The organism is Bradyrhizobium sp. (genome assembly GCF_035309285.1).
In the GTDB taxonomy this organism is placed as follows: domain Bacteria; phylum Pseudomonadota; class Alphaproteobacteria; order Rhizobiales; family Xanthobacteraceae; genus Bradyrhizobium.
Map to the genome: position 1 here is coordinate 66,572 of NZ_DATGFH010000015.1, position 18,820 is coordinate 85,391.

The 18,820-nt window shown below is 63.6% G+C and carries 19 protein-coding genes; 8 read left to right on the top strand and 11 right to left on the bottom strand.

The genetic code is table 11. The features are described 5' to 3' along the window. Positions 1 to 51: 51 nt before the first annotated feature. Complete coding sequence (gene ffh / locus VKR55_RS05130; RefSeq protein ID WP_324400373.1) at positions 52 to 1,602, bottom strand: signal recognition particle protein; 1,551 nt, start codon at positions 1,600 to 1,602, stop codon at positions 52 to 54. Positions 1,603 to 2,046: 444 nt separating this feature from the next. Here ffh and VKR55_RS05135 point away from each other — a divergent pair, with 444 nt between their 5' ends. Then, complete coding sequence (locus VKR55_RS05135; RefSeq protein WP_324400375.1) at positions 2,047 to 3,111, top strand: MBL fold metallo-hydrolase; 1,065 nt, start codon at positions 2,047 to 2,049, stop codon at positions 3,109 to 3,111. A gap of 95 nt (positions 3,112 to 3,206) precedes the next feature. Here VKR55_RS05135 and VKR55_RS05140 read toward each other — a convergent pair whose 3' ends face one another. Together VKR55_RS05140 and VKR55_RS05145 are read right to left on the bottom strand one after the other, a co-directional pair. Continuing rightward, complete coding sequence (locus tag VKR55_RS05140; protein WP_324400377.1) at positions 3,207 to 3,908, bottom strand: SIMPL domain-containing protein; 702 nt, start codon at positions 3,906 to 3,908, stop codon at positions 3,207 to 3,209. After that, the gene (locus VKR55_RS05145; RefSeq protein ID WP_324400379.1) at positions 3,905 to 4,570 is read right to left on the bottom strand and encodes a GyrI-like domain-containing protein; all 666 of its coding nucleotides are present in this window, start codon (positions 4,568 to 4,570) and stop codon (positions 3,905 to 3,907) included. The genes VKR55_RS05140 and VKR55_RS05145 overlap by 4 nt, the downstream gene beginning before the upstream one ends. Before the next feature lie 157 nt (positions 4,571 to 4,727). On the opposite strand from VKR55_RS05145, the gene dapF reads away from it, so the two are divergent. After that, positions 4,728 to 5,594 (top strand): diaminopimelate epimerase, encoded by an 867-nt coding sequence (dapF, locus tag VKR55_RS05150; RefSeq protein WP_324400381.1) that lies wholly within the window; start codon positions 4,728 to 4,730, stop codon positions 5,592 to 5,594. Positions 5,595 to 5,597: 3 nt separating this feature from the next. Then, positions 5,598 to 6,851: a tRNA (N(6)-L-threonylcarbamoyladenosine(37)-C(2))-methylthiotransferase MtaB gene (mtaB, locus tag VKR55_RS05155; RefSeq protein ID WP_324400383.1), complete on the top strand. Its 1,254-nt coding sequence runs from the start codon at positions 5,598 to 5,600 to the stop codon at positions 6,849 to 6,851. Between the two features lie 136 nt (positions 6,852 to 6,987). On the opposite strand, the gene VKR55_RS05160 is transcribed toward mtaB, so the two are convergent. Then, positions 6,988 to 7,689 carry an RluA family pseudouridine synthase gene (locus tag VKR55_RS05160; protein WP_324400385.1) on the bottom strand — a complete coding sequence of 234 codons (702 nt, stop codon included), beginning with the start codon at positions 7,687 to 7,689 and terminating at the stop codon, positions 6,988 to 6,990. A gap of 47 nt (positions 7,690 to 7,736) precedes the next feature. Between VKR55_RS05160 and ftsY the strand changes: the two genes are divergently transcribed. Then, positions 7,737 to 8,681: a signal recognition particle-docking protein FtsY gene (gene ftsY, locus VKR55_RS05165; protein WP_324400387.1), complete on the top strand. Its 945-nt coding sequence runs from the start codon at positions 7,737 to 7,739 to the stop codon at positions 8,679 to 8,681. Continuing rightward, on the top strand, positions 8,681 to 9,283 hold the full coding sequence (locus VKR55_RS05170; protein ID WP_324400389.1) for a septation protein A: 603 nt from the start codon (positions 8,681 to 8,683) through the stop codon (positions 9,281 to 9,283). Before ftsY ends, VKR55_RS05170 begins: the two co-directional genes overlap by 1 nt. A 99-nt stretch (positions 9,284 to 9,382) precedes the next feature. Here the strand turns inward: VKR55_RS05170 and VKR55_RS05175 are convergent, their stop codons facing one another. The 5 genes from VKR55_RS05175 to ccmA form a co-directional block, all read right to left on the bottom strand. Beyond that, positions 9,383 to 9,976, bottom strand: coding sequence for a DsbE family thiol:disulfide interchange protein (locus tag VKR55_RS05175; RefSeq protein ID WP_324400391.1), 594 nt, complete (start codon positions 9,974 to 9,976; stop codon positions 9,383 to 9,385). Continuing rightward, on the bottom strand, positions 9,973 to 10,152 hold the full coding sequence (ccmD, locus tag VKR55_RS05180) for a heme exporter protein CcmD (protein WP_324400393.1): 180 nt from the start codon (positions 10,150 to 10,152) through the stop codon (positions 9,973 to 9,975). Before ccmD ends, VKR55_RS05175 begins: the two co-directional genes overlap by 4 nt. Position 10,153: 1 nt before the next feature. Further along, complete coding sequence (locus VKR55_RS05185) at positions 10,154 to 10,885, bottom strand: heme ABC transporter permease (RefSeq protein WP_324400434.1); 732 nt, start codon at positions 10,883 to 10,885, stop codon at positions 10,154 to 10,156. A 75-nt stretch (positions 10,886 to 10,960) separates the two neighbouring features. Then, complete coding sequence (gene ccmB, locus VKR55_RS05190; RefSeq protein ID WP_324400395.1) at positions 10,961 to 11,629, bottom strand: heme exporter protein CcmB; 669 nt, start codon at positions 11,627 to 11,629, stop codon at positions 10,961 to 10,963. Then, complete coding sequence (ccmA, locus tag VKR55_RS05195; RefSeq protein ID WP_324400397.1) at positions 11,626 to 12,228, bottom strand: heme ABC exporter ATP-binding protein CcmA; 603 nt, start codon at positions 12,226 to 12,228, stop codon at positions 11,626 to 11,628. Before ccmA ends, ccmB begins: the two co-directional genes overlap by 4 nt. Positions 12,229 to 12,456: 228 nt before the next feature. Here ccmA and acnA point away from each other — a divergent pair, with 228 nt between their 5' ends. The 3 genes from acnA (at position 12,457) to VKR55_RS05210 (ending at position 16,993) form a co-directional block, all read left to right on the top strand. Then, complete coding sequence (gene acnA / locus VKR55_RS05200; protein ID WP_324400399.1) at positions 12,457 to 15,177, top strand: aconitate hydratase AcnA; 2,721 nt, start codon at positions 12,457 to 12,459, stop codon at positions 15,175 to 15,177. A gap of 173 nt (positions 15,178 to 15,350) precedes the next feature. Further along, positions 15,351 to 16,112 (top strand): DUF1223 domain-containing protein, encoded by a 762-nt coding sequence (locus VKR55_RS05205; RefSeq protein ID WP_324400400.1) that lies wholly within the window; start codon positions 15,351 to 15,353, stop codon positions 16,110 to 16,112. 509 nt (positions 16,113 to 16,621) lie between these two features. Further along, positions 16,622 to 16,993, top strand: coding sequence for a DUF2794 domain-containing protein (locus VKR55_RS05210; protein WP_324400402.1), 372 nt, complete (start codon positions 16,622 to 16,624; stop codon positions 16,991 to 16,993). Positions 16,994 to 17,108: 115 nt separating this feature from the next. Here the strand turns inward: VKR55_RS05210 and VKR55_RS05215 are convergent, their stop codons facing one another. Both VKR55_RS05215 and VKR55_RS05220 read right to left on the bottom strand, forming a co-directional pair. Continuing rightward, complete coding sequence (locus tag VKR55_RS05215) at positions 17,109 to 17,639, bottom strand: GNAT family N-acetyltransferase (RefSeq protein WP_324400404.1); 531 nt, start codon at positions 17,637 to 17,639, stop codon at positions 17,109 to 17,111. Between the two features lie 127 nt (positions 17,640 to 17,766). Then, positions 17,767 to 18,561: a Bax inhibitor-1/YccA family protein gene (locus VKR55_RS05220; RefSeq protein WP_324400406.1), complete on the bottom strand. Its 795-nt coding sequence runs from the start codon at positions 18,559 to 18,561 to the stop codon at positions 17,767 to 17,769. Positions 18,562 to 18,820 lie beyond the last annotated feature (259 nt).

An 18,820-nucleotide genomic window follows, 5' to 3' on the forward strand; every position in this document is an offset into this window, starting at 1 on the left:
GACGGTCTGGATTGCTTCGTCGCTCCGCTCCTCGCAATGACGGGAAACCGTTCATTTCTTCTTCCCGGGGAAACCGAGGCCCGGAAGCGTCGGCTTGCCAGAAAGCCCGGTGAGACCCGGCAGATTCGGCAAGCCCTGGCGCAGGCTGGGCGGAAGATCTTTCGGCAGATTCGGCATGCCGCCGGGGAGGCCGCCGCCGCTCTGCAATTTCTCCTGCATCGCCTTGAGCTGTTCTGGCGAGGGCGCCGGCGCGCCGCCGCCAAAGCCCATCGCCTGCGCGATGCCGGCGAGCGGGCCGCGCTTGCCCGAGCCCATGGCCTTCATCACGTCGGCCATGTTCCGGTGCATCTTGAGCAGCTTGTTGACCTGCTCGACGGTCTGGCCTGCGCCGGCGGCGATGCGCTTCTTGCGGCTGGCTTTCAGGATATCGGGATGCTTGCGCTCCTGCCGTGTCATCGAATCGATGATGGCGACCTGGCGCTTGATGATCTTGTCGTCGAGGCCGGCGGCGGCGATCTGGTTCTTCATCTTGGCGATGCCGGGCATCATGCCCATCAGACCGCTGATGCCGCCCATATTCGCCATCTGCAGAAGCTGCTCGCGCATGTCGGCCAGGTCGAACTGGCCCTTGCGCATCTTCTCGGCGGCGCGCGCAGCCTTCTCCGCATCGATGTTGGCGGCGGCCTTTTCCACAAGCGAGACGATGTCGCCCATGCCGAGGATGCGGCCGGCGATGCGGTTCGGATAAAAATCCTCCAGCGCGTCGGTCTTTTCGCCGGTGCCGATCAGCTTGATCGGCTTGCCGGTGACCGCGCGCATCGAGAGCGCGGCACCGCCGCGGCCGTCGCCGTCGACACGCGTCAGCACGATGCCGGTCAGGCCAACACGCTGGTCGAAGGAGCGCGCGAGATTGACGGCGTCTTGGCCGGTCAGAGCGTCGGCAACCAGCAGCACCTCGTGCGGATTGGCTGTCGTTTTGATGGATGCCGCTTCCGCCATCATCTCTTCGTCGAGCGTGGTGCGGCCGGCGGTATCGAGCAGGACGACGTCGTAGCCGCCGAGCTTGCCCGCCTCCAGTGCGCGGCGCGCGATCTGCGGCGGCTGCTGGCCGGCCACGATCGGCAGCGTCGGGACGTCGAGGTCGCGCCCGAGCACGGCAAGCTGCTCCATCGCCGCCGGGCGATAGACGTCGAGCGATGCCATCAGCACTTTCTTCCTGTCGCGCTGCACCAGGCGGCGCGCGAGCTTGGCGGTGGTGGTGGTTTTGCCGGAGCCCTGGAGACCGACCATCATGATCGCAACCGGCGGCACGGCGTTGAGATCGATGGTCTGGCCATCGGAGCCAAGGGTCGCGACCAGCTCGTCATGGACGATCTTGACCACCATCTGGCCGGGCTTGACCGACTTGACGACGGTGGCGCCGACCGCCTGCTCGCGCACGCGCTCGGTGAAACTGCGTACGACGTCAAGAGAAACGTCGGCTTCCAGCAGCGCGCGGCGTACTTCGCGCATCGCGGCATCGACGTCGGCTTCGGAGAGCGAGCCGCGGCCCGTCAGCCGATCAAGGATGCCACCAAGCTTTTCCGACAGATTGTCGAACAATGCCGTTGTCCTTTGTCCTGCTTGCGCAGGGTTGCCTTACTTACCGCTGGTCATGCTCCGCGAAAGCGGGGCATCCAGTACGCCGCGGCGTCTCGGCTCAAGCCTCGCCGCCTCTGGAACACTGGATCACCCGCCGGAGCCTGTCGTCGGGCTCGCCGAAGGCGAGACCCGATGGCGGGTGATGACGGAGCCTGTTTCAGTAGATAGTGCTGAAACAGGTGTTCCAAACACGTTCGCGCCCGAGGGCGCATCGCGCTGTCGGGCGTTGACCTCCGGCCTCCTGGACCGGTCGGCGGGTCGAAAAGAAACTCTTTCCGATGAACGGGGTGCCTTAAATACCCGAGGGGCCTCAAAGTCAAGGAAACTTGCTGAAACGGGCGGTCTTTCAGGCCTCGGAGTGCCACCCCACTTTACCGAAACCGCCTGTTTTGAGATCAATCCGCCATGAAACTCACTCGCCGCCGCGTTCTTGGGGTGCTCGCCGGGAGCGCTGCCGCGATCGGGGTGCCGCCTGTCTGGTTGTCCCGCATGAAAACCTACTCCGGACCCATCTCGGATCATTTCGATGGCCTGCATTTCATCGATCCCGACGGCTCGCCGCCGAAATCCCTGGGCGAGGTGCTGCGTTGGCAGTTCGGCCGCCGCGCACAGCGTGCAGTCTGGCCGGAATGGGCGGCGAGCCCTTTTTCGGACCGGCCGCCGCCCCGCGTCGAGGGCAGCAGGGTGCGCTTCTCCTTCGTGGGGCATGCAAGCTGGCTGATTCAGACGGCGGGGGTAAACATATTGGTCGACCCGGTCTGGTCGGAGCGGGCCTCGCCGTTTTCCTTCGCAGGTCCCAAGCGGCACAACGACCCCGGCATCGCGTTCGACGCCCTTCCGAAGATCGACGTCGTGCTGGTGTCGCACGGCCATTACGACCATCTCGACGTCACGACGCTGTCAAAGCTTGCCGCGAAATTTGCGCCGCGGGTGATCACGCCGCTGGGCAACGATGTGACGATGCGAGAGGCGGATGCCGCAATCAAGGCGGAAGCCTATGACTGGCGGGATCGCGTCGAGCTCGTCAGCGGTCTGGTGGTGACGCTGGTGCCTACGCGACACTGGTCGGCCCGCAGCCTGTTCGATCGCAACAAGGCCCTGTGGGCGAGCTTCGTGCTGGAGACGCCCGCCGGCAAGCTCTACCTCGTCTGCGATTCCGGCTACGGGGACGGCAAGCATTTCCGCCGCGTAGCGGAGGCTCATGGACCGCTCAGGCTCGCGATCCTGCCGATCGGCGCCTATGAGCCGCGCTGGTTCATGCAAGACCAACACATGAACCCGGTGGATGCGGTGATGGCGCTGGCCGATTGCGGCGCCGAGCAGGCGCTGGCGCATCACCACGGCACGTTCCAACTGACCGATGAGGCGATCGACGCGCCCGCGCTCGCGCTCGCCGAGGCGCTCGATGCGGCGAAAGTGCCGCGCGAGAAATTCGCGGTGCTGAAGCCGGGTCAGGTATTCGAGATCTAGCTCGTCATTGCGCGGAGCGTAAGCGACGAAGCAATCCATAGTGCCGCAAGCGGTGACATGGATTGCTTCGCTTCCGCTCGCAATGACGTGGAGGCCTACTGCCCCTGCTTGATCGCCCATGTCACGGCGACGGAGACCGACAGCGTCTCTTCGCCTTGCGCGATCGGCGTTGGCGCGACCGCAGCCATAGCGGCTACCATTTTGCCGCGGAAGATCGGCTGCGGCGCGCCTTCCTCGGCGATGCTCAAGGGCGCGCCGAGGGTGACGCCGGCGGCCCTGGCATAGACTTCCGCCTTGCGACGCGCGTCCGCGACCGCTTTCTCGCGCGCGTCGTCGAGCAACTTTGAAGCCTGCGACACGGAGAATGAAACGTTGCCGACATCGTTGGCGCCGGCGCCAACCAGCGTGTCGATCACGCCGGCGACCTTGCTCACGTCGTGAATGCGCACGGTGACGCGGTTGGAGGCGCGGTAGCCGACGATTGGCGACGGGCCCCCGCGGTTCGGCGCATATTGCGGCTGCAGCGACAGCCGCGAGGTCTGGATATCCTTGGCGTCGATATTCGCGGCCTTCAGCGCCGCGAGCACCTTGGCCATCGCGGTGTTGTTGGTGTCCGACGCTTCGCGCGCGGTCTTGGCGTCGGTGGCAACACCCGCATCGACCGAAGCAAGATCGGGCGGCACGGAGATGTGGGCTTCGCCCGTGACCGAGATCGCCGGGGGAAAATCGGACGGCGTCTGCGCGAACGCGGGCGGGCCGAGGAGAGTGAAAGCGATGATGAACGGGGTGAGTTTCATTTCAGCGGCACATATACGTTGATGACGAGCTTGTCTTCTGCGGTCTTCACCGGGTCGGTGATGTATTCTTCGATGAAAGTGTCTTTCGCCTCCAGCTTCTTGTCGTCGAGGTGATTGGTGATTGCCTCATAGGTGTTGTCCATATTGTCGTAGGAGCCGCGGTGGACGAATTTCAGCGCCTTGCCCTCCGGCGACTGACCGACGCTCATGTTCTTGGCCAGGTTCTTCGGCTCCTGGTCGACCGGGATTTCGGCCATATAGGTGAAACCGGTGTCATCGGTCGAGGTGTAGACGATCAGCAGATTGCCCGCCGGCTTGATGCCCTGCTTGTCGAGCAGCGCATTCAGCGCCTTGTACGAGTCCATCAACGTATCGAAGGCCGAATCCCAGTTGGCGTTGCCTTTGGCGATGACGACCTTCTTCGCCTGGAGCGTGATCGGCTCGCCGAAGGGATCTGCGGTCTGGACCGACGGGATGGGCGCGGGCGTCTGCGCGACCGAAGGCGAGGCCGAGGGGCTCGCGGCCGGCGCCGGGCTCGCCGATGGTGCCGGGCTCGGACTCGTGGCTGGCGCCTGTGCCAGCGCGCCGCCCATCCCCAGCCAGAGTGCGGCCAACGCCATCAGCGCAGCCGGGGCAAGGCGGGGAAGGAAGGGGAGATTCATCCAAATTTCTCCGTTGGCGGTCGTGATTTGTCCCAGATACGGCTGAGTCTAACACGCTCCACACGCCGCCGTCGCCTAACAGATCAGTCATCTGCCCTGCGGACTGGTCATTGGACCGTCATTCGCCATATAAGGCAGGCGGAATTTAGGGCATTTCATGAGCGCGCTCGCCAACCACGCATTCGCCAAGATGAACGGCATCGGCAACGAGATCGTCGTTGTCGATCTGCGCGATGCTGCAGCCAAGGTGACACCGGCTGACGCGCGCGCTGTCGCGGCCGCTGTGCCCTACGACCAACTTATGGTGCTGCAGCCGGCGCGGCTTGCCGGCACCGAGGCTTTCATCAAGATCTACAACAACGACGGCTCGGAGGCCGGCGCTTGCGGCAACGGGATGCGTTGCGTGGTGCGTCGCCTGTTCGAGAGGACCGGCCAGACCGCGGTGACCTTCGAGACCGCGGCAGGCCTTTTGAACTGCTGGCAGGGGCCGGCGCCCGATCTCTACACCGTCGACATGGGCGCGCCGAAGTTCGCCTGGCAGGACATTCCGCTCGCCGAAGAGTTCCGAGACACCCGCTACATCGAGCTGCAGATCGGGCCGATCGACAAGCCGATCCTGCATTCGCCGTCTGCGGTCAGCATGGGCAACCCCCACGCGATCTTCTGGGTCGACGACGTCGACGCCCATGACCTCGAGCGCTTCGGGCCGCTGTTGGAAAACCACCCGATCTTTCCGGAGCGCGCCAATATCACGCTCGCGCATATCGTCGATCGCGACCACATCACGATCCGCACCTGGGAACGCGGCGCGGGGCTGACCAAGGCTTGCGGGTCGGCGGCTTGCGCCACGGCGGTCGCAGCCGCGCGGCTGAAGCGCGTCAACCGCAACGTCGAGATCACGCTGCCCGGCGGCAAGCTTGCGATCGAATGGCGCGAGCGCGACGACCATGTGCTGATGACCGGCACGGCATCGTTCGAGTATGAGGGCCATTTCGACCCCGCGCTGTTTGCGTCCGTGGCCTGAGCCATGAGCGTCGAGGTCATCACCTTTGGCTGCCGCCTCAACGCGTACGAATCCGAGGTGATCGCGCGCGAGGCAGAGCGTGCCGGCCTCGAAGATACCATCGTCATCAATAGCTGCGCGGTCACCAATGAGGCAGTGGCGCAGGCGCGCCAGCAGATCCGCAAGATGAGGCGCGAGCGGCCCGACGTCCGTATTGTGGTGACAGGGTGTGCGGCGCAAACGCAGAGCACTGATTTTGCCGATATGGTCGAGGTCGATCGCGTCATCGGCAATAATGACAAAATGCGTGCCAACGCCTGGCGCGCCGCGCTGGCCGCCTTCAATGTTCATTCAAGCGAGAAGATCGCGGTCAGCGACATCATGGCCGTGCGCGAGATGGCGCCGCATCTGATCGATGGCTTCCAGAGCGGGCTGCCGCGCGTCTTCGTGCAGGTGCAGAACGGTTGCGACCACCGCTGCACCTTCTGCATCATCCCTTATGGCCGCGGCAATTCGCGCTCGGTGCCGATGGGCGCCGTTGTCGAGCAGATTAGAACGCTCGTCGAGCGCGACCACGTGGAGATCGTGCTGACCGGCGTCGATCTGACGAGCTACGGCGGCGATCTGCCGGGAGCGCCAAAGCTCGGGCAACTGGTCAAGCAGATCCTCCGGCATGTGCCTGATTTGAAGCGCCTGCGCATTTCATCGATCGATTCGATCGAGGCGGATCGTGACTTGCTTGATGCGATCGCCAATGACGCGCGGCTGATGCCGCATCTGCATCTGTCGCTGCAGTCGGGCGATGATCTGATTCTGAAGCGCATGAAGCGACGGCATCTGCGCAAGGATGCGATCGATTTTTGCGAGCAGGTGCGGCGATTGCGGCCTGACATCGCGCTCGGCGCCGATATCATCGCGGGCTTCCCGACCGAAACGGAAGACATGTTTGCGCGTTCGCTCGATCTCGTCGAGGAATGCGGCCTCACTTTCCTGCACGTGTTCCCCTATTCGCCACGGCCCGGCACGCCGGCCGCGCGCATGCCGCAGGTCGCGCGGGGTGAGATCAAGGAACGCGCGAAGCGGCTGCGCGCGGCGGGTGAGGTTGCGCTCGATAGGCGATTGGCCTCAGAGATCGGCGCAGTCCGTGACGTGCTGATCGAAAGCGCGACGCAAGGGCGGACCGAGCATTTTGTGCCGGTGGCCATTGCGGGCGAGACGCCGGGTAAGGTGCGAAAGCTGGTGATTAAAGGCCATGATTGCGTAAGGCTGACGGTGTGACGGCCATCCCAATCGTCATTGCGGGGAGCCAACGGGTCCGCGCGAACGCGCGGCCCGATGACAGGCTCCGCGACGAAGCAATCCATAATGCCGCAAGTGGCGAGACGGATTGCTTCGCTTCGCTCGCAATGACGACCTACTCCCCATTCCACCCGCATGTTTTCAGCCGGTCACGCATATGCTCCGGTGCCGGCGCTACGACGCGCACCGGGTCTTTGTGCTTCGAAATCGGAATCCCGATCTCGCGCGAATGCAGATGCAGCCGCGGCTCGCCGAAGCGCGGGCCGTTGCCGTAAATGTTATCACCGACGATCGGCCAGCCCTGGCTCGCTGCGTGCACGCGCAATTGATGGGTGCGGCCGGTGACGGGTTCCATGGCGAGCCAGGTGAGGCCGTCGCCGCGGCCGAGCACCTTCCAGTTGGTGACGGCTTCCTGTCCGTCCGGATCGGGCTTCTGCCACCAGCCGCGCTCGGCATTCAGCCGCCCGAGCGGCAGGTCGATGGTGCCCTCGTCGGAGGCAGGGCCGCCCTCGACCACAGTCCAATAGGTCTTGGAGATCTTGCCGTGCTTGAACAACAATCCGATCGATGCGGTCGCCTTGCGATGCCGCCCCAACACCAGGCAGCCCGATGTGTCCTTGTCCAGCCGGTGGGCGAGCACCGGTGGTCGCGGCAGGCCGAAACGCAGCGCATCGAAGGAGGCCTCGAGATTGGGTCCGCCCTTGGGTCCGCGATGCACCGGCAGCCCGGCGGGCTTGTCGATGACCAGCATCAACCCGTCGCGGTGGAGCACGCGCGAGAGGATTTCTTCCGCGGTCAATTCGGGAACATCAAGCAATGGCAAGACTTTCGTTTGTAACCCGAAACGGCTAACACACCCGCGCCATGAATGACACGACGGATGCACCGAAACTGAGCTGGTGGCGGCGACTGTCCAGCGGGCTGAAGCGAACGTCAACGTCGCTCGGCGCCGCGGTCGCCGATCTCGTCACCAAGCGCAAGCTGGACCGGGCGATGCTCGAGGATATCGAGGACGTGCTGCTGCGCGCCGATCTCGGCACCGATGTCGCCGCGCGGATCGCCGACGCCGTCGGCGCCGGTCGTTACGACAAGGCGATCTCGGCGGATGAAGTGAAGAACGTCGTCGCGACCGAAGTCGAAAAGGTACTGTCTCCGGTCGCGAGGCCCCTGGTGATCGACGCGGCGCATTCTCCCTTCGTTATCCTCGTCGTCGGCGTCAACGGCTCCGGCAAGACCACCACCATCGGCAAGCTGTCGGCGAAATTGTCGGCCGAAGGGCGCAAGGTGATGCTGGCCGCGTGCGACACCTTCCGCGCGGCCGCGATCGAGCAGCTCAAGATCTGGGGCGAGCGCACCCGATCGCCTGTCATCGCCGGCGCGCAAGGCTCGGATTCCGCAGGGCTGGCCTTCAACGCGCTGACCGCCGCGAAAGAGCAGAAGATCGACGTGCTCCTGATCGATACCGCCGGCCGCCTGCAGAACAAGGCCGAATTGATGAACGAGCTCGAAAAGGTCGTGCGGGTCATCCGCAAGGTGGACGCGTCTGCGCCGCATGCGGTGCTGCTGGTCCTCGACGCGACGGTCGGGCAAAATGCGCTCTCGCAGGTCGAGGCGTTTCACCGTACCGCCGGCGTCACGGGCCTCGTGATGACCAAGCTCGACGGTACCGCGCGCGGCGGCATCCTGGTGGCGCTCGCCGAAAAGCACAAGCTGCCGGTGCATTTCATCGGCGTCGGCGAAGGCGTCGAGGATCTCGCGCCGTTCACCGCCAGGGATTTTGCTCAAGCGATTGCCGGGATCGATCATTGATGGACAAGACACATCCGCATCCGCTGTTCAAGCTGGCCACCGAGCTCGGTCCCCTGATCGTGTTCTTTCTCGTCAACGCCAAATTCCATCTGTTCGTCGCCACTGGCGCTTTCATGGTCGCGATCGTGGCGGCGATGATCGCCTCCTACGTGGTGACGAAGCATGTGCCGCTGATGGCGCTCGTCACCGGCATCATCGTCATCATCTTCGGCACGCTGACATTGGTGCTGCACGATGAGACTTTCATCAAGGTCAAGCCGACCATCATCTATGGCCTGTTCGCCGCCGTCCTTGGCGGCGGACTGCTGTTCGGCCGCTCTTTCATCGCCATCATGTTCGACCAGATGTTCAATCTGACGGCACGCGGCTGGCGCATCCTCACCCTGCGCTGGGCGCTGTTCTTTGCCGGAATGGCAATTCTGAATGAAGTGATCTGGCGCACCCAGAGCACGGATTTCTGGGTCGCCTTCAAGGCGTTCGGCGTCATCCCGCTGACCATGGGCTTTGCCATCACCCAGATGCCGCTGATCAAGCGCTATCACATCGAGCCGGTGTCGTTGGAGGCGAGCGACGCGGCAGAAGGTGACGTGAGGAAGGGGTAGGTTCACCCACCGTCATTCCGGAGCGCGAGCGTGAGCGAGCGAACCCGGAATCTCGAGCTTCCGGGTTCGGTCCTTCGGACCGCCCCGGAATGACGGCGACTATTTCAGCGCCTTCTCGATCTCCGTCTTCACGACGCCGTTGAGATTATCCGGCGTGATCGGGCCCACGAGCTTGTAGACGATCTTGCCTTCGCGGCCGACAATAAAGGTCTCCGGCACGCCATAGACGCCCCATTCGATCGCGGCGCGGCCGTTGGCATCGGCGCCGACCATGCCGAACGGATTGCCGTAGCGGCCGAGGAAGCGCCGCGCGTTTTCCGGCGCGTCCTTGTAGTTGATGCCGATCAACTGCAGGCGGGTATCCTTGCCGAGCTCGGTCAAAAGCGGCGCCTCGTCATGGCAGGGCACGCACCAGGAGGCCCAGACGTTGACGATGCTGACCTTCCCCTTGAAGGCCGCAGGATCGAGCCCGGGCACCGGCTTGCCGTTGCTGACGAGACCCTCGAGCGGCGGCAGCGGTGTTTGTGGTGCGGGATGCCCGATCAGCGCCGACGGAATTGTGGAGGGATCGCCGTCGCCGAGCCGGAACCAGAACAGCACCGCAAGGCCCGCAAACACGATCAGCGGCAGCGCCATCAGGAATTTGCTACGCCGTGGGGCTTGCTCCAATGGCAATGAGGGCGGTTCACTCATGGCAGCTCCGTCGCGCTGCGGCCGGAGCGCCTGACAATGCCGCTCTCGTCAAGCTCGCGCAGGCGCTGCGTTTGGCTCCGATAATCCACGACGACCCAACCGATCAGGAGCGCCAGCACGATCGCAACCAGCGCATAGGCGGTCACGATGAAGGACGCGTAGGGACCGAGCGACATATCAGGCCGCTTTGGCGTTAGCCTGCGTCATCTGCAGGCTGCGCACCCGGCGGCGCAGGATTTCGTTGCGCATCGCCGCCAGGTGCAGCGTGAGAAACAGCAGCGTGAAGGCGATCGCCATCACCAAGAGCGGAATCAGGAAGGCGCGATCGAGCGTCGGGCCGCCCATCCGGAACACCGATGCCGGCTGATGCAGCGTGTTCCACCAGTCGACCGAGAATTTGATGATCGGCAGGTTGATCGCGCCGACCAAGGTCAGCACCGCGGCGGCGCGCGCCGCGCGGGAAGGATCCTCCACCGCACGCCATAACGCCATCAGCCCGAGATACATCAAGAACAGGACCAGCACCGACGTGAGCCGCGCGTCCCATTCCCAGTAGGTGCCCCACATCGGCCGGCCCCAGAGCGAGCCGGTGACGAGCGCGAGGAAGGTGAAGGCTGCGCCAATTGGCGCGGCGGCCTTGGCCGCGACGTCGGCGAGCGGATGCCGCCACACCAGCGTGCCCAGCGCCGCGACGCTCATCACACCCCAGACGAACATCGATAGCCACGCATTCGGAACATGAATGAACATGATCTTGACGGTCGCGCCCTGCTGGTAGTCGTTCGGCGCGGTCGCCGATTGATAGAGGCCGATCGCGAACAGGAGCGCGGTCGCCGCTGCCAGCCACGGCAGGATCCGTGCGGTCAGCGCCAGGAATTTTGAGGGGTTGGCGAGATCGATCAACGACATGGCATCCTGATAGTCGCGCGTGAGCCGACGCGCAATTGACATAAGGGCGCTCGGCAAGAGTTGATCGGGATCAAGTCAGTCGAGTCCCTGCCGAAGGCTGGCGGCGGCCGCGAATGGCCCGATCACGAAACTTGCGAGCGACAGCGCGCAGAGGATCAAGAACGGCGCGCCGAAGGCCTGCGACCCGCTCACGGTCGCCTCGGAGGCGGCGACGCCGAAAATCAGCACCGGGATCGACAGCGGCAGCACCAGCACGGCGAGCAACAGCCCGCCGCGATGCAGTGTTACCGCAAGCGCGGCGCCGATCATCCCCGTGAAGGTCAGCGCCGGCGTTCCCACAAGCAGCGTCAGCGCGATCGCCGACGTCGAAAGCGCATCGAGATTGAGCAAAAGGCCGAGCACGGGAGTGGCCACGATCAGCGGCACACCGGCGGCGATCCAGTGCGCCAGCGCCTTCGCCGCGCAGGCGAGTTCCAGCGGGGTGCGGCTCATCGCGATGAGGTCGAGGGAGCCGTCTTCATGGTCAGCCATGAACAGGCGGTCGAGGGTGAGCAGGCTCGCGAGCAGCGCGCCGAGCCACAGGATCGCGGGGCCGAGCCGGGCCAGCAGCTTCAGGTCGGGCCCGACCGCGAACGGCATCAGCACGACCACACTCAGGAAGAACAGCACGCCGATCAGGGCACCGCCGCCGACGCGCAGTGCAATCCGGATGTCGCGGCGAATCAGGGCAGCCAGCGTGGTCAAGACTCACCCCCGATCCGAAGCTCCCGCGCCTTGATCCCGAGCGGAGTGTGGGTCGCCGCCACGATCAGCCCGCCGCGGGCGAGATGGTCGCGCATCAGGCCTGCGACCAGCACCTCGCCGGCAGCATCGAGCGCCGCGGTCGGTTCGTCCAAGAGCCAGACCGGGCGGCGCACCGTAAGCAGCCGGGCGAGCGAGAGCCGCCGTCTTTGGCCGGCCGAGAGATAGGCCGCGGGCAGATGGGCGGCATGGTCGAGCCCGACCGCCTCCAGGCTTTGGCCTGCCTCAAACGCCTCGCCACCGAGAAAATCGCGCCAGAAGTTGAGGTTTTCCATCACGCTGAGCGCGGGCTTCAGGGCATCGCGGTGGCCGAGATAATGCGCCTGCTCGGCAAGAGTGAACTCGCCAGCACCGCCCTCAAGTGCAATCGTTCCTTCCGCAGGGCCCAACAGGCCCGCAATCAGCCGGAGCAGCGAGGTCTTGCCCGATCCGTTGGGGCCGGTCACCGCCAGTGTCTCGCCTGCCTCAGCCGCAAATTCGAGGCCGGAAAACACCTCGCGGCCGCCACGTACGCATCTCAAATTTTGCCCGGAGAGCCGCATCTTTGCTCTGTCACAGCCCTCTGAAATCTTAGGCTACCTCATGAGAATTTGTGGCTCGCGCAACGCTGCAGCGCGCTTCTCAGTGTGGCGGTGCTGCTTGAAAGATTCTATAAGCCCGGACCTTGATGTAGCACGCAATCGGCGGCCGCAAGGCACCAACCCCCGGGTGCTGGCCGACGGTGTTTAAATACCCTTCTTGGGTATAACTGACAATTGGGATTTCCTCACATGACCTCGCTCGACAGCTTCAAATGCCGGAAGACTCTCAAGGTTGGCGGCAAGACCTACGTCTATTACAGCCTGCCCGCCGCCGAGAAGAATGGTCTGAAGGGGATTTCGAAGCTGCCCTACGCGATGAAGGTGCTGCTCGAAAACCTGCTGCGCAATGAAGACGGCCGCTCGGTCAAGAAGGAAGATATCGAAGCGGTTGCCAAATGGTTGAAGAAACGCAAGCTCGAGCACGAGATCGCGTTCCGCCCGGCGCGCGTCCTGATGCAGGATTTCACCGGCGTGCCGGCTGTGGTCGATCTCGCCGCCATGCGCAATGCCATGCAGAAGCTCGGCGGCGATGCCGAGAAGATCAACCCGCTGGTGCCGGTCGATCTCGTCATCGATCACTCGGTGATCGTGAACTTCTTCGGCGACAACAAGGCCTTCGCCAAGAACGTGGTCGAGGAATACAAGCAGAACCAGGAACGCTACGAGTTCCTGAAATGGGGCCAGAAGGCGTTCTCGAATTTCTCGGTGGTGCCGCCCGGCACCGGCATCTGCCACCAGGTCAACCTCGAATATCTCGCCCAGACGGTCTGGACCCGCAAGGAGAAGCTCACGGTCGGCAAGAAGACCGGCACCTTCGAGGTCGCCTATCCGGACTCGCTCGTCGGCACTGATTCGCACACCACCATGGTCAACGGCCTTGCCGTGCTCGGCTGGGGCGTCGGCGGCATCGAGGCGGAGGCCTGCATGCTCGGCCAGCCGCTGTCGATGCTGTTGCCCGACGTGGTCGGCTTCAAGCTCAAAGGCCAACTCAAGGAAGGCGTCACCGCGACCGACCTCGTGCTGACGGTCACGCAGATGCTGCGCAAGCTCGGCGTGGTCGGCAAGTTCGTCGAGTTCTACGGCCCCGGCCTTGACAATCTTTCGGTCGCGGACAAGGCCACCATCGGCAACATGGCCCCCGAATATGGCGCGACCTGCGGCTTCTTCCCGGTCGATGCCGCGACCATCGATTATCTCAAGACCTCGGGCCGCAAAGCCGATCGAGTCAAGCTGGTTCAGGCCTATGCCAAGGCGCAAGGATTGTTCCGCACCAACAAGTCCGCCGATCCCGTGTTCACGGAGACGCTCACGCTCGATCTCGGCGACATCGTACCGTCGATGGCCGGACCCAAGCGCCCCGAAGGCCGCGTCGCGCTGCCATCGGTATCCGAGGGCTTCGCCACCGCGATGGCGAACGAATACAAGAAGGCCACCGAAGCGTCGCAGCGATATCAGGTCGAGGGCCGCGATTTCGATCTTGGCCATGGCGACGTCGTGATCGCCGCGATCACCTCCTGCACCAACACGTCCAACCCGAATGTTCTGATCGGCGCCGGGCTTCTGGCGCGCAATGCCGCGGCGAAGGGCCTGAAGGCAAAACCCTGGGTAAAGACCTCGCTCGCCCCGGGCAGCCAGGTGGTTGCCGAATATCTCTCCAATAGCGGTCTGCAGACCGATCTCGACAAGGTCGGCTTCAACCTGGTCGGTTTCGGCTGCACCACCTGCATCGGCAATTCCGGTCCGCTGCCGGAAGAGATTTCGAAATCGATAAACGAGAACGGCATCGTCGCAGCCGCCGTGCTGTCCGGCAACCGCAACTTCGAAGGCCGCGTCAGCCCCGATGTGCAGGCGAACTATCTCGCTTCGCCTCCGCTGGTCGTAGCCCACGCGCTCGCTGGCAGCGTTACCAAGAATCTCGCCACCGAACCGCTCGGCGAAGGCAAGGACGGCAAGCCGGTGTACCTGAAGGACATCTGGCCGACCGCGAAGGAGATCAACGCCTTCGTGAAGAAGTACGTGACCGCGCCGATCTTCAAGAAGAAATATGCCGACGTGTTCAAGGGCGACACCAACTGGCGCAAGATCAAGACCACCGACAGCGAGACCTATCGCTGGAACATGTCCTCGACCTATGTGCAGAACCCGCCCTATTTCGAGGGCATGAAGAAGCAGCCTGATCCGATCATCGACGTGGTCGATGCCCGGATCCTTGCGATGTTCGGCGACAAGATCACGACCGACCACATCTCGCCGGCCGGCTCGATCAAGCTGACCTCGCCTGCCGGCAAATTCCTGAGCGAGCATCAGGTGCGGCCCGCCGACTTCAACCAGTACGGCACCCGTCGCGGCAACCACGAGGTCATGATGCGCGGCACATTTGCCAACATCCGCATCAAGAATTTCATGCTCAAGGGTGCTGATGGAAATATCCCGGAAGGCGGCCTGACAAAGCACTGGCCCGACGGCGAGCAGATGTCGATCTACGATGCCGCGATGAAGTACCAGCAGGAGAACGTTCCGCTTGTGGTGTTCGCCGGCGCGGAATACGGCAACGGCTCCTCGCGCGATTGGGCCGCGAAAGGCACCCGCCTGCTCGGCGTTCGCGCGGTGATCTGCCAGAGCTTTGAGCGCATCCACCGTTCCAACCTGGTCGGCATGGGCGTACTGCCGTTAACCTTCGAGGATGGAATGTCCTGGCAGTCGATCGGGCTGAAGGGCGACGAGAAGGTCACGATCCGCGGGCTTCAGGGTGACCTGAAGCCGCGCCAGAAGCTGACCGCCGAGATTGTCTCATCCGATGGCAGTCTGCAGCGTGTGCCGCTGTTGTGCCGGATCGATACGCTGGACGAGCTCGACTACTACAAGAACGGTGGCATCCTGCACTATGTGCTGCGCAAGCTGGCCGCATGATGAGAGGGCCAATCGCTGCTTCACTCACCGCGAAGTCCTCACCGCGAAGTGAGTGTTGGCCGATTTGCTCACCGCGAAGTGACTAGCGGCTGATTTGGAGGCGGCCTAAGACATGGGCCGCCTCCTTGCATTTCGGGGCATTTTTGGGCCCGTAATAGTACGGACGGTAAGCTATGACAGCGACGATGGCCTATAACCTGATTTCGCGGTGGTCCGGGGCCCTCGGAATCTGCGCGATCATAGCCGTCATTCGTCCCGCCCATGCCGACCCTCGCGCGGTCGTGGAGCTCTTCACTTCGCAAGGCTGCTCGTCCTGCCCGCCTGCCGACAAGATCATCGGCGAGCTCGCAAAGGATCCCTCCATCATCGCGATGAGCATGCCGATCGACTATTGGGATTATCTCGGCTGGAAGGACACGCTGGCCGATGCGCGCTTCTCGGCGCGTCAGAAGGCCTATTCACGGATGCGCGGCGACCGCGAGGTCTATACGCCGCAAGCCATCATCAACGGATCGGTGCACGTGATCGGCAGCGATCGCACCGGTATCGAGAATGCGATCGGCGCGACCAGCGGAGCCAATGGCGTGATGTCGATCCCGGTGACGATGACGCAGTCCGGCAAGCAGCTCACGGTCTCGGTGGCTGCGAGCAAGGCGCCGTCCGACAAGCACGGCGAAGTGTGGATCTGTTCGATCTCGAAGGCCGTGCCGATCTCGATCGGGCGCGGCGAGAACCGCGGCAAGGAGATCACCTACCACAACGTGGTGCGCAATCTCGTGAAGCTTGGCGACTGGAACGGCAATCCCGGAAGCTGGAGTGTGTCGCTTGATACCGTCGAACATAGCGGCGTCGATGCCGCAGTGGCCATTGTCCAGGACGGCAGCCGTGACAGGCCCGGACCGATGCTGGGCGCGGCGTATACCTCGCTGCACTGATTTTTCCCCTCAGCGATACACCTAAGTCGATCCTCATGGTGAGGAGGCGCGCAAGCGCCGTTTCGAACCATGCAGGCCCGGATGGGGCCTCATCCTTCGAGACGCGCGTTCCGCGCTCCTCAGGATGAGGATCAACATTGCTCGGCTAAGCGGAGAGGGCGCGCCGGCGGAGCGATGCCGCCACAAACAAAAAAGGACCAACTCGCGTTGGCCCCAGTGTGAGATTTTCTGCGTTAGGCCCGGCCCCGACGATCCCGGGGGGCTGGGGGCTGAGGAATCCGAGACCGAAAGAGCCGAGCCAACGCAGTATCTTCTTTTCTCAAGCCAGCGGGGCGGCCGATTGACCGAAGTAGGGCGGTATTATGATTCCGCTAACGATCCTGTTACGGCCCGTGCCACGCCAGAATCGGTGGTTTCGCCGCGTCCGTTTGGCACCTTCGCGCAAAAGCAGCCCTTGCGGCGGGCTCCGCTTGGCGCAATCATGTCAGAGACATGACAGGAGGCGCTCCATGAGTCTGATTTCGGAGGATGCCGATCCAAGCGGAAGTCACGCAGCGGCGCGTGCCGCCGTTGCGAGTCCTGCGCCGAACCGGGTGACATTCAATCGTGTTGAGCTCAATCGAATCTTGAATCTCTATGGCCGCATGGTCGCCGATGGCGAGTGGCGCGACTATGCCATCGACTTCTTGAGGGATCGTGCGGTGTTTTCGGTCTTCCGCCGCTCGTCCGAGATTCCCCTTTACCGCATCGAGAAGGATCCGCGGCTTGCACGCAAGCAGGGCATGTACAGCGTGATCTCCGCCACCGGCCTGATCCTGCGCCGAGGCCAGGAGCTCGACCGCGTGCTGTTGGTGATCGATCGCAAGCTCGCGCTGGTGTAGCTCCGCCGTCATTCCGGGGCGATGCGCAAGCATCGAACCCGGAATCTCGAGCTGCAAATCGCCCGTCACTTCTGGATTCCGGGTTCGCGCTGTCGCGCGCCCCGGAATGACATCACTAATCCTTCGGCAGGGTGGTCGCGCCCTCGCCGAGCGCGAGCTGCATCATCACGGTGTCGAGCCAGCGACCAAATTTGAGCCCGACATTCGGGTGGGTGCCGATCATCTGAAATCCGCATTTGGCGTGCACGCCAATCGATCCGGCATTGGCGGAATCACCGATGACGGCGATCATCTGGCGATAACCGAGCGCCTGGCATTCGGAAAGCAGCCGCTGCATCAACGTCAGGCCGATGCCGCGTCGATGAATGGCGGGCTTGAGATAGATCGAGTTCTCGACCGTGAAGCGATAGGCCGGCCGCGGCCGGTACGGGCCGGCATAGGCATAGCCCGCGACATCGCCGTCGAGGTCGGCGACGATGTAGGGAAAGCCGCCCTCCCTCAGCGCGCGATAGCGCCGCGTCATCTCGGGCAAATCCGGCGGGATCAGCTCGAAGGTCGCAGTGCCGTGGAGCACGGCCTGCGCATAGATATCGGTAATGGCGGGGAGGTCGGCCTCGGTGGCGGACCTGATTTCGGGCGAGGACATGCATTCCACGATATCAGGCCGATCGCCTCGATCAATATTGTTCGTCGCGCCCGGCCATGACGACGTTGCAATACAAAAGCCCCGGCCGGATGGCCGGGGCTTGATGCCTTCTTAAGACGTTCGCCGGTCAGTCGCGCTGTCCGAGAAGCTGCAGGAGCAGCGTGAACAGGTTGATGAAGTTCAGGTAGAGAGAGAGGGCGCCGAGGATCGACGCGCGCTCCGCAACATCACCACCGGCCGAGGCGTAGCCGTAGATGTACTCGTTCTTCAGTCGCTGGGTATCCCAGGCGGTGAGGCCCGCAAACACCAGCACGCCGACGATCGAGATGATAAACTGGAGCGCGGACAGGTGCAGGAACAGATTCACCAGGCTTGCGATGATGACGCCGATCAAGCCCATGAACAGGAACGAGCCGAAACCGGTCAGGTCACGCCGCGTGGTGTAGCCGTAAAGGCTCAGGGCGCCGAAGGTTGCCGCGGTGATGAAGAACACCTGCACGATCGAGGTCTGGGTGTACAGCAGGAAGATCGAGGACAGCGACACGCCCATCAGGGCCGAGAACACCCAGAACAGGAGCTGGGCGGTCGAAGGCGCGAGGCGGTTGATGCCGGCCGAAAGCGCGAACACCATGGCGAGCGGCGCCAGGATGAACAGCCACTTCAGCGGGCTCACGAACATGGCATAGCCGAACGGCGTCAGGAACGCGTTGCCGATCTTGGCCGCGGCGCCGGACGGATCGCTCGTTACCGCCGCCATGTAGATGCCAAGCGCCGCTAGGCCTGTAATGGCGAGGCCAATGCTCATGTAGTTGTAGATGCGCAGCATGTAGGCGCGCAAACCGGCGTCGACGGTCGCGGCGTCAACACGTCCGGCAACCCGGCCGAAGGGGGAGGAATAATTATTGCGGTCTAGGTCCGACATGGTCGAATTCCCGTTGGTTGTCCGGCGGATGCGCCCCATTAGGCTTCGCCTAAGCCCTGCGACGCCGGTTCGTCGAAATCTATCTCAGATGGAACGGCTTGCGGACATTAATTTTGTGTCATCAAACCGCGCCATCCAGCACACGCTGTTATGTGGCCCTTGGCGGCCAAACTACCATAGCCTTGGGCCGGCACGACGCGCGGCTGAATGTCGCGAGGCGCTCATCCTCTCCGGGAGCCAAAAAGCCGCAAAGTTCCAG

Excerpts from the sequence above, each read along its gene's own strand:
- VKR55_RS05210 (WP_324400402.1), top strand. The coding sequence starts at position 16,622 with ATGAGTCTGATTTCGGAGGATGCCGATCCAAGCGGAAGTCACGCAGCG.
- VKR55_RS05170 (WP_324400389.1), top strand. The coding sequence starts at position 8,681 with ATGGACAAGACACATCCGCATCCGCTGTTCAAGCTGGCCACCGAGCTC.
- acnA (WP_324400399.1), top strand. The coding sequence starts at position 12,457 with ATGACCTCGCTCGACAGCTTCAAATGCCGGAAGACTCTCAAGGTTGGC.
- VKR55_RS05215 (WP_324400404.1), bottom strand. The coding sequence starts at position 17,639 with ATGTCCTCGCCCGAAATCAGGTCCGCCACCGAGGCCGACCTCCCCGCC.
- dapF (WP_324400381.1), top strand. The coding sequence starts at position 4,728 with ATGAGCGCGCTCGCCAACCACGCATTCGCCAAGATGAACGGCATCGGC.
- ccmA (WP_324400397.1), bottom strand. The coding sequence starts at position 12,228 with ATGCGGCTCTCCGGGCAAAATTTGAGATGCGTACGTGGCGGCCGCGAG.
- VKR55_RS05175 (WP_324400391.1), bottom strand. The coding sequence starts at position 9,976 with ATGAGTGAACCGCCCTCATTGCCATTGGAGCAAGCCCCACGGCGTAGC.
- VKR55_RS05205 (WP_324400400.1), top strand. The coding sequence starts at position 15,351 with ATGACAGCGACGATGGCCTATAACCTGATTTCGCGGTGGTCCGGGGCC.
- VKR55_RS05220 (WP_324400406.1), bottom strand. The coding sequence starts at position 18,561 with ATGTCGGACCTAGACCGCAATAATTATTCCTCCCCCTTCGGCCGGGTT.
- ftsY (WP_324400387.1), top strand. The coding sequence starts at position 7,737 with ATGAATGACACGACGGATGCACCGAAACTGAGCTGGTGGCGGCGACTG.
- ccmD (WP_324400393.1), bottom strand. The coding sequence starts at position 10,152 with ATGTCGCTCGGTCCCTACGCGTCCTTCATCGTGACCGCCTATGCGCTG.
- VKR55_RS05185 (WP_324400434.1), bottom strand. The coding sequence starts at position 10,885 with ATGTCGTTGATCGATCTCGCCAACCCCTCAAAATTCCTGGCGCTGACC.
- mtaB (WP_324400383.1), top strand. The coding sequence starts at position 5,598 with ATGAGCGTCGAGGTCATCACCTTTGGCTGCCGCCTCAACGCGTACGAA.
- VKR55_RS05135 (WP_324400375.1), top strand. The coding sequence starts at position 2,047 with ATGAAACTCACTCGCCGCCGCGTTCTTGGGGTGCTCGCCGGGAGCGCT.
- VKR55_RS05145 (WP_324400379.1), bottom strand. The coding sequence starts at position 4,570 with ATGAATCTCCCCTTCCTTCCCCGCCTTGCCCCGGCTGCGCTGATGGCG.
- VKR55_RS05140 (WP_324400377.1), bottom strand. The coding sequence starts at position 3,908 with ATGAAACTCACCCCGTTCATCATCGCTTTCACTCTCCTCGGCCCGCCC.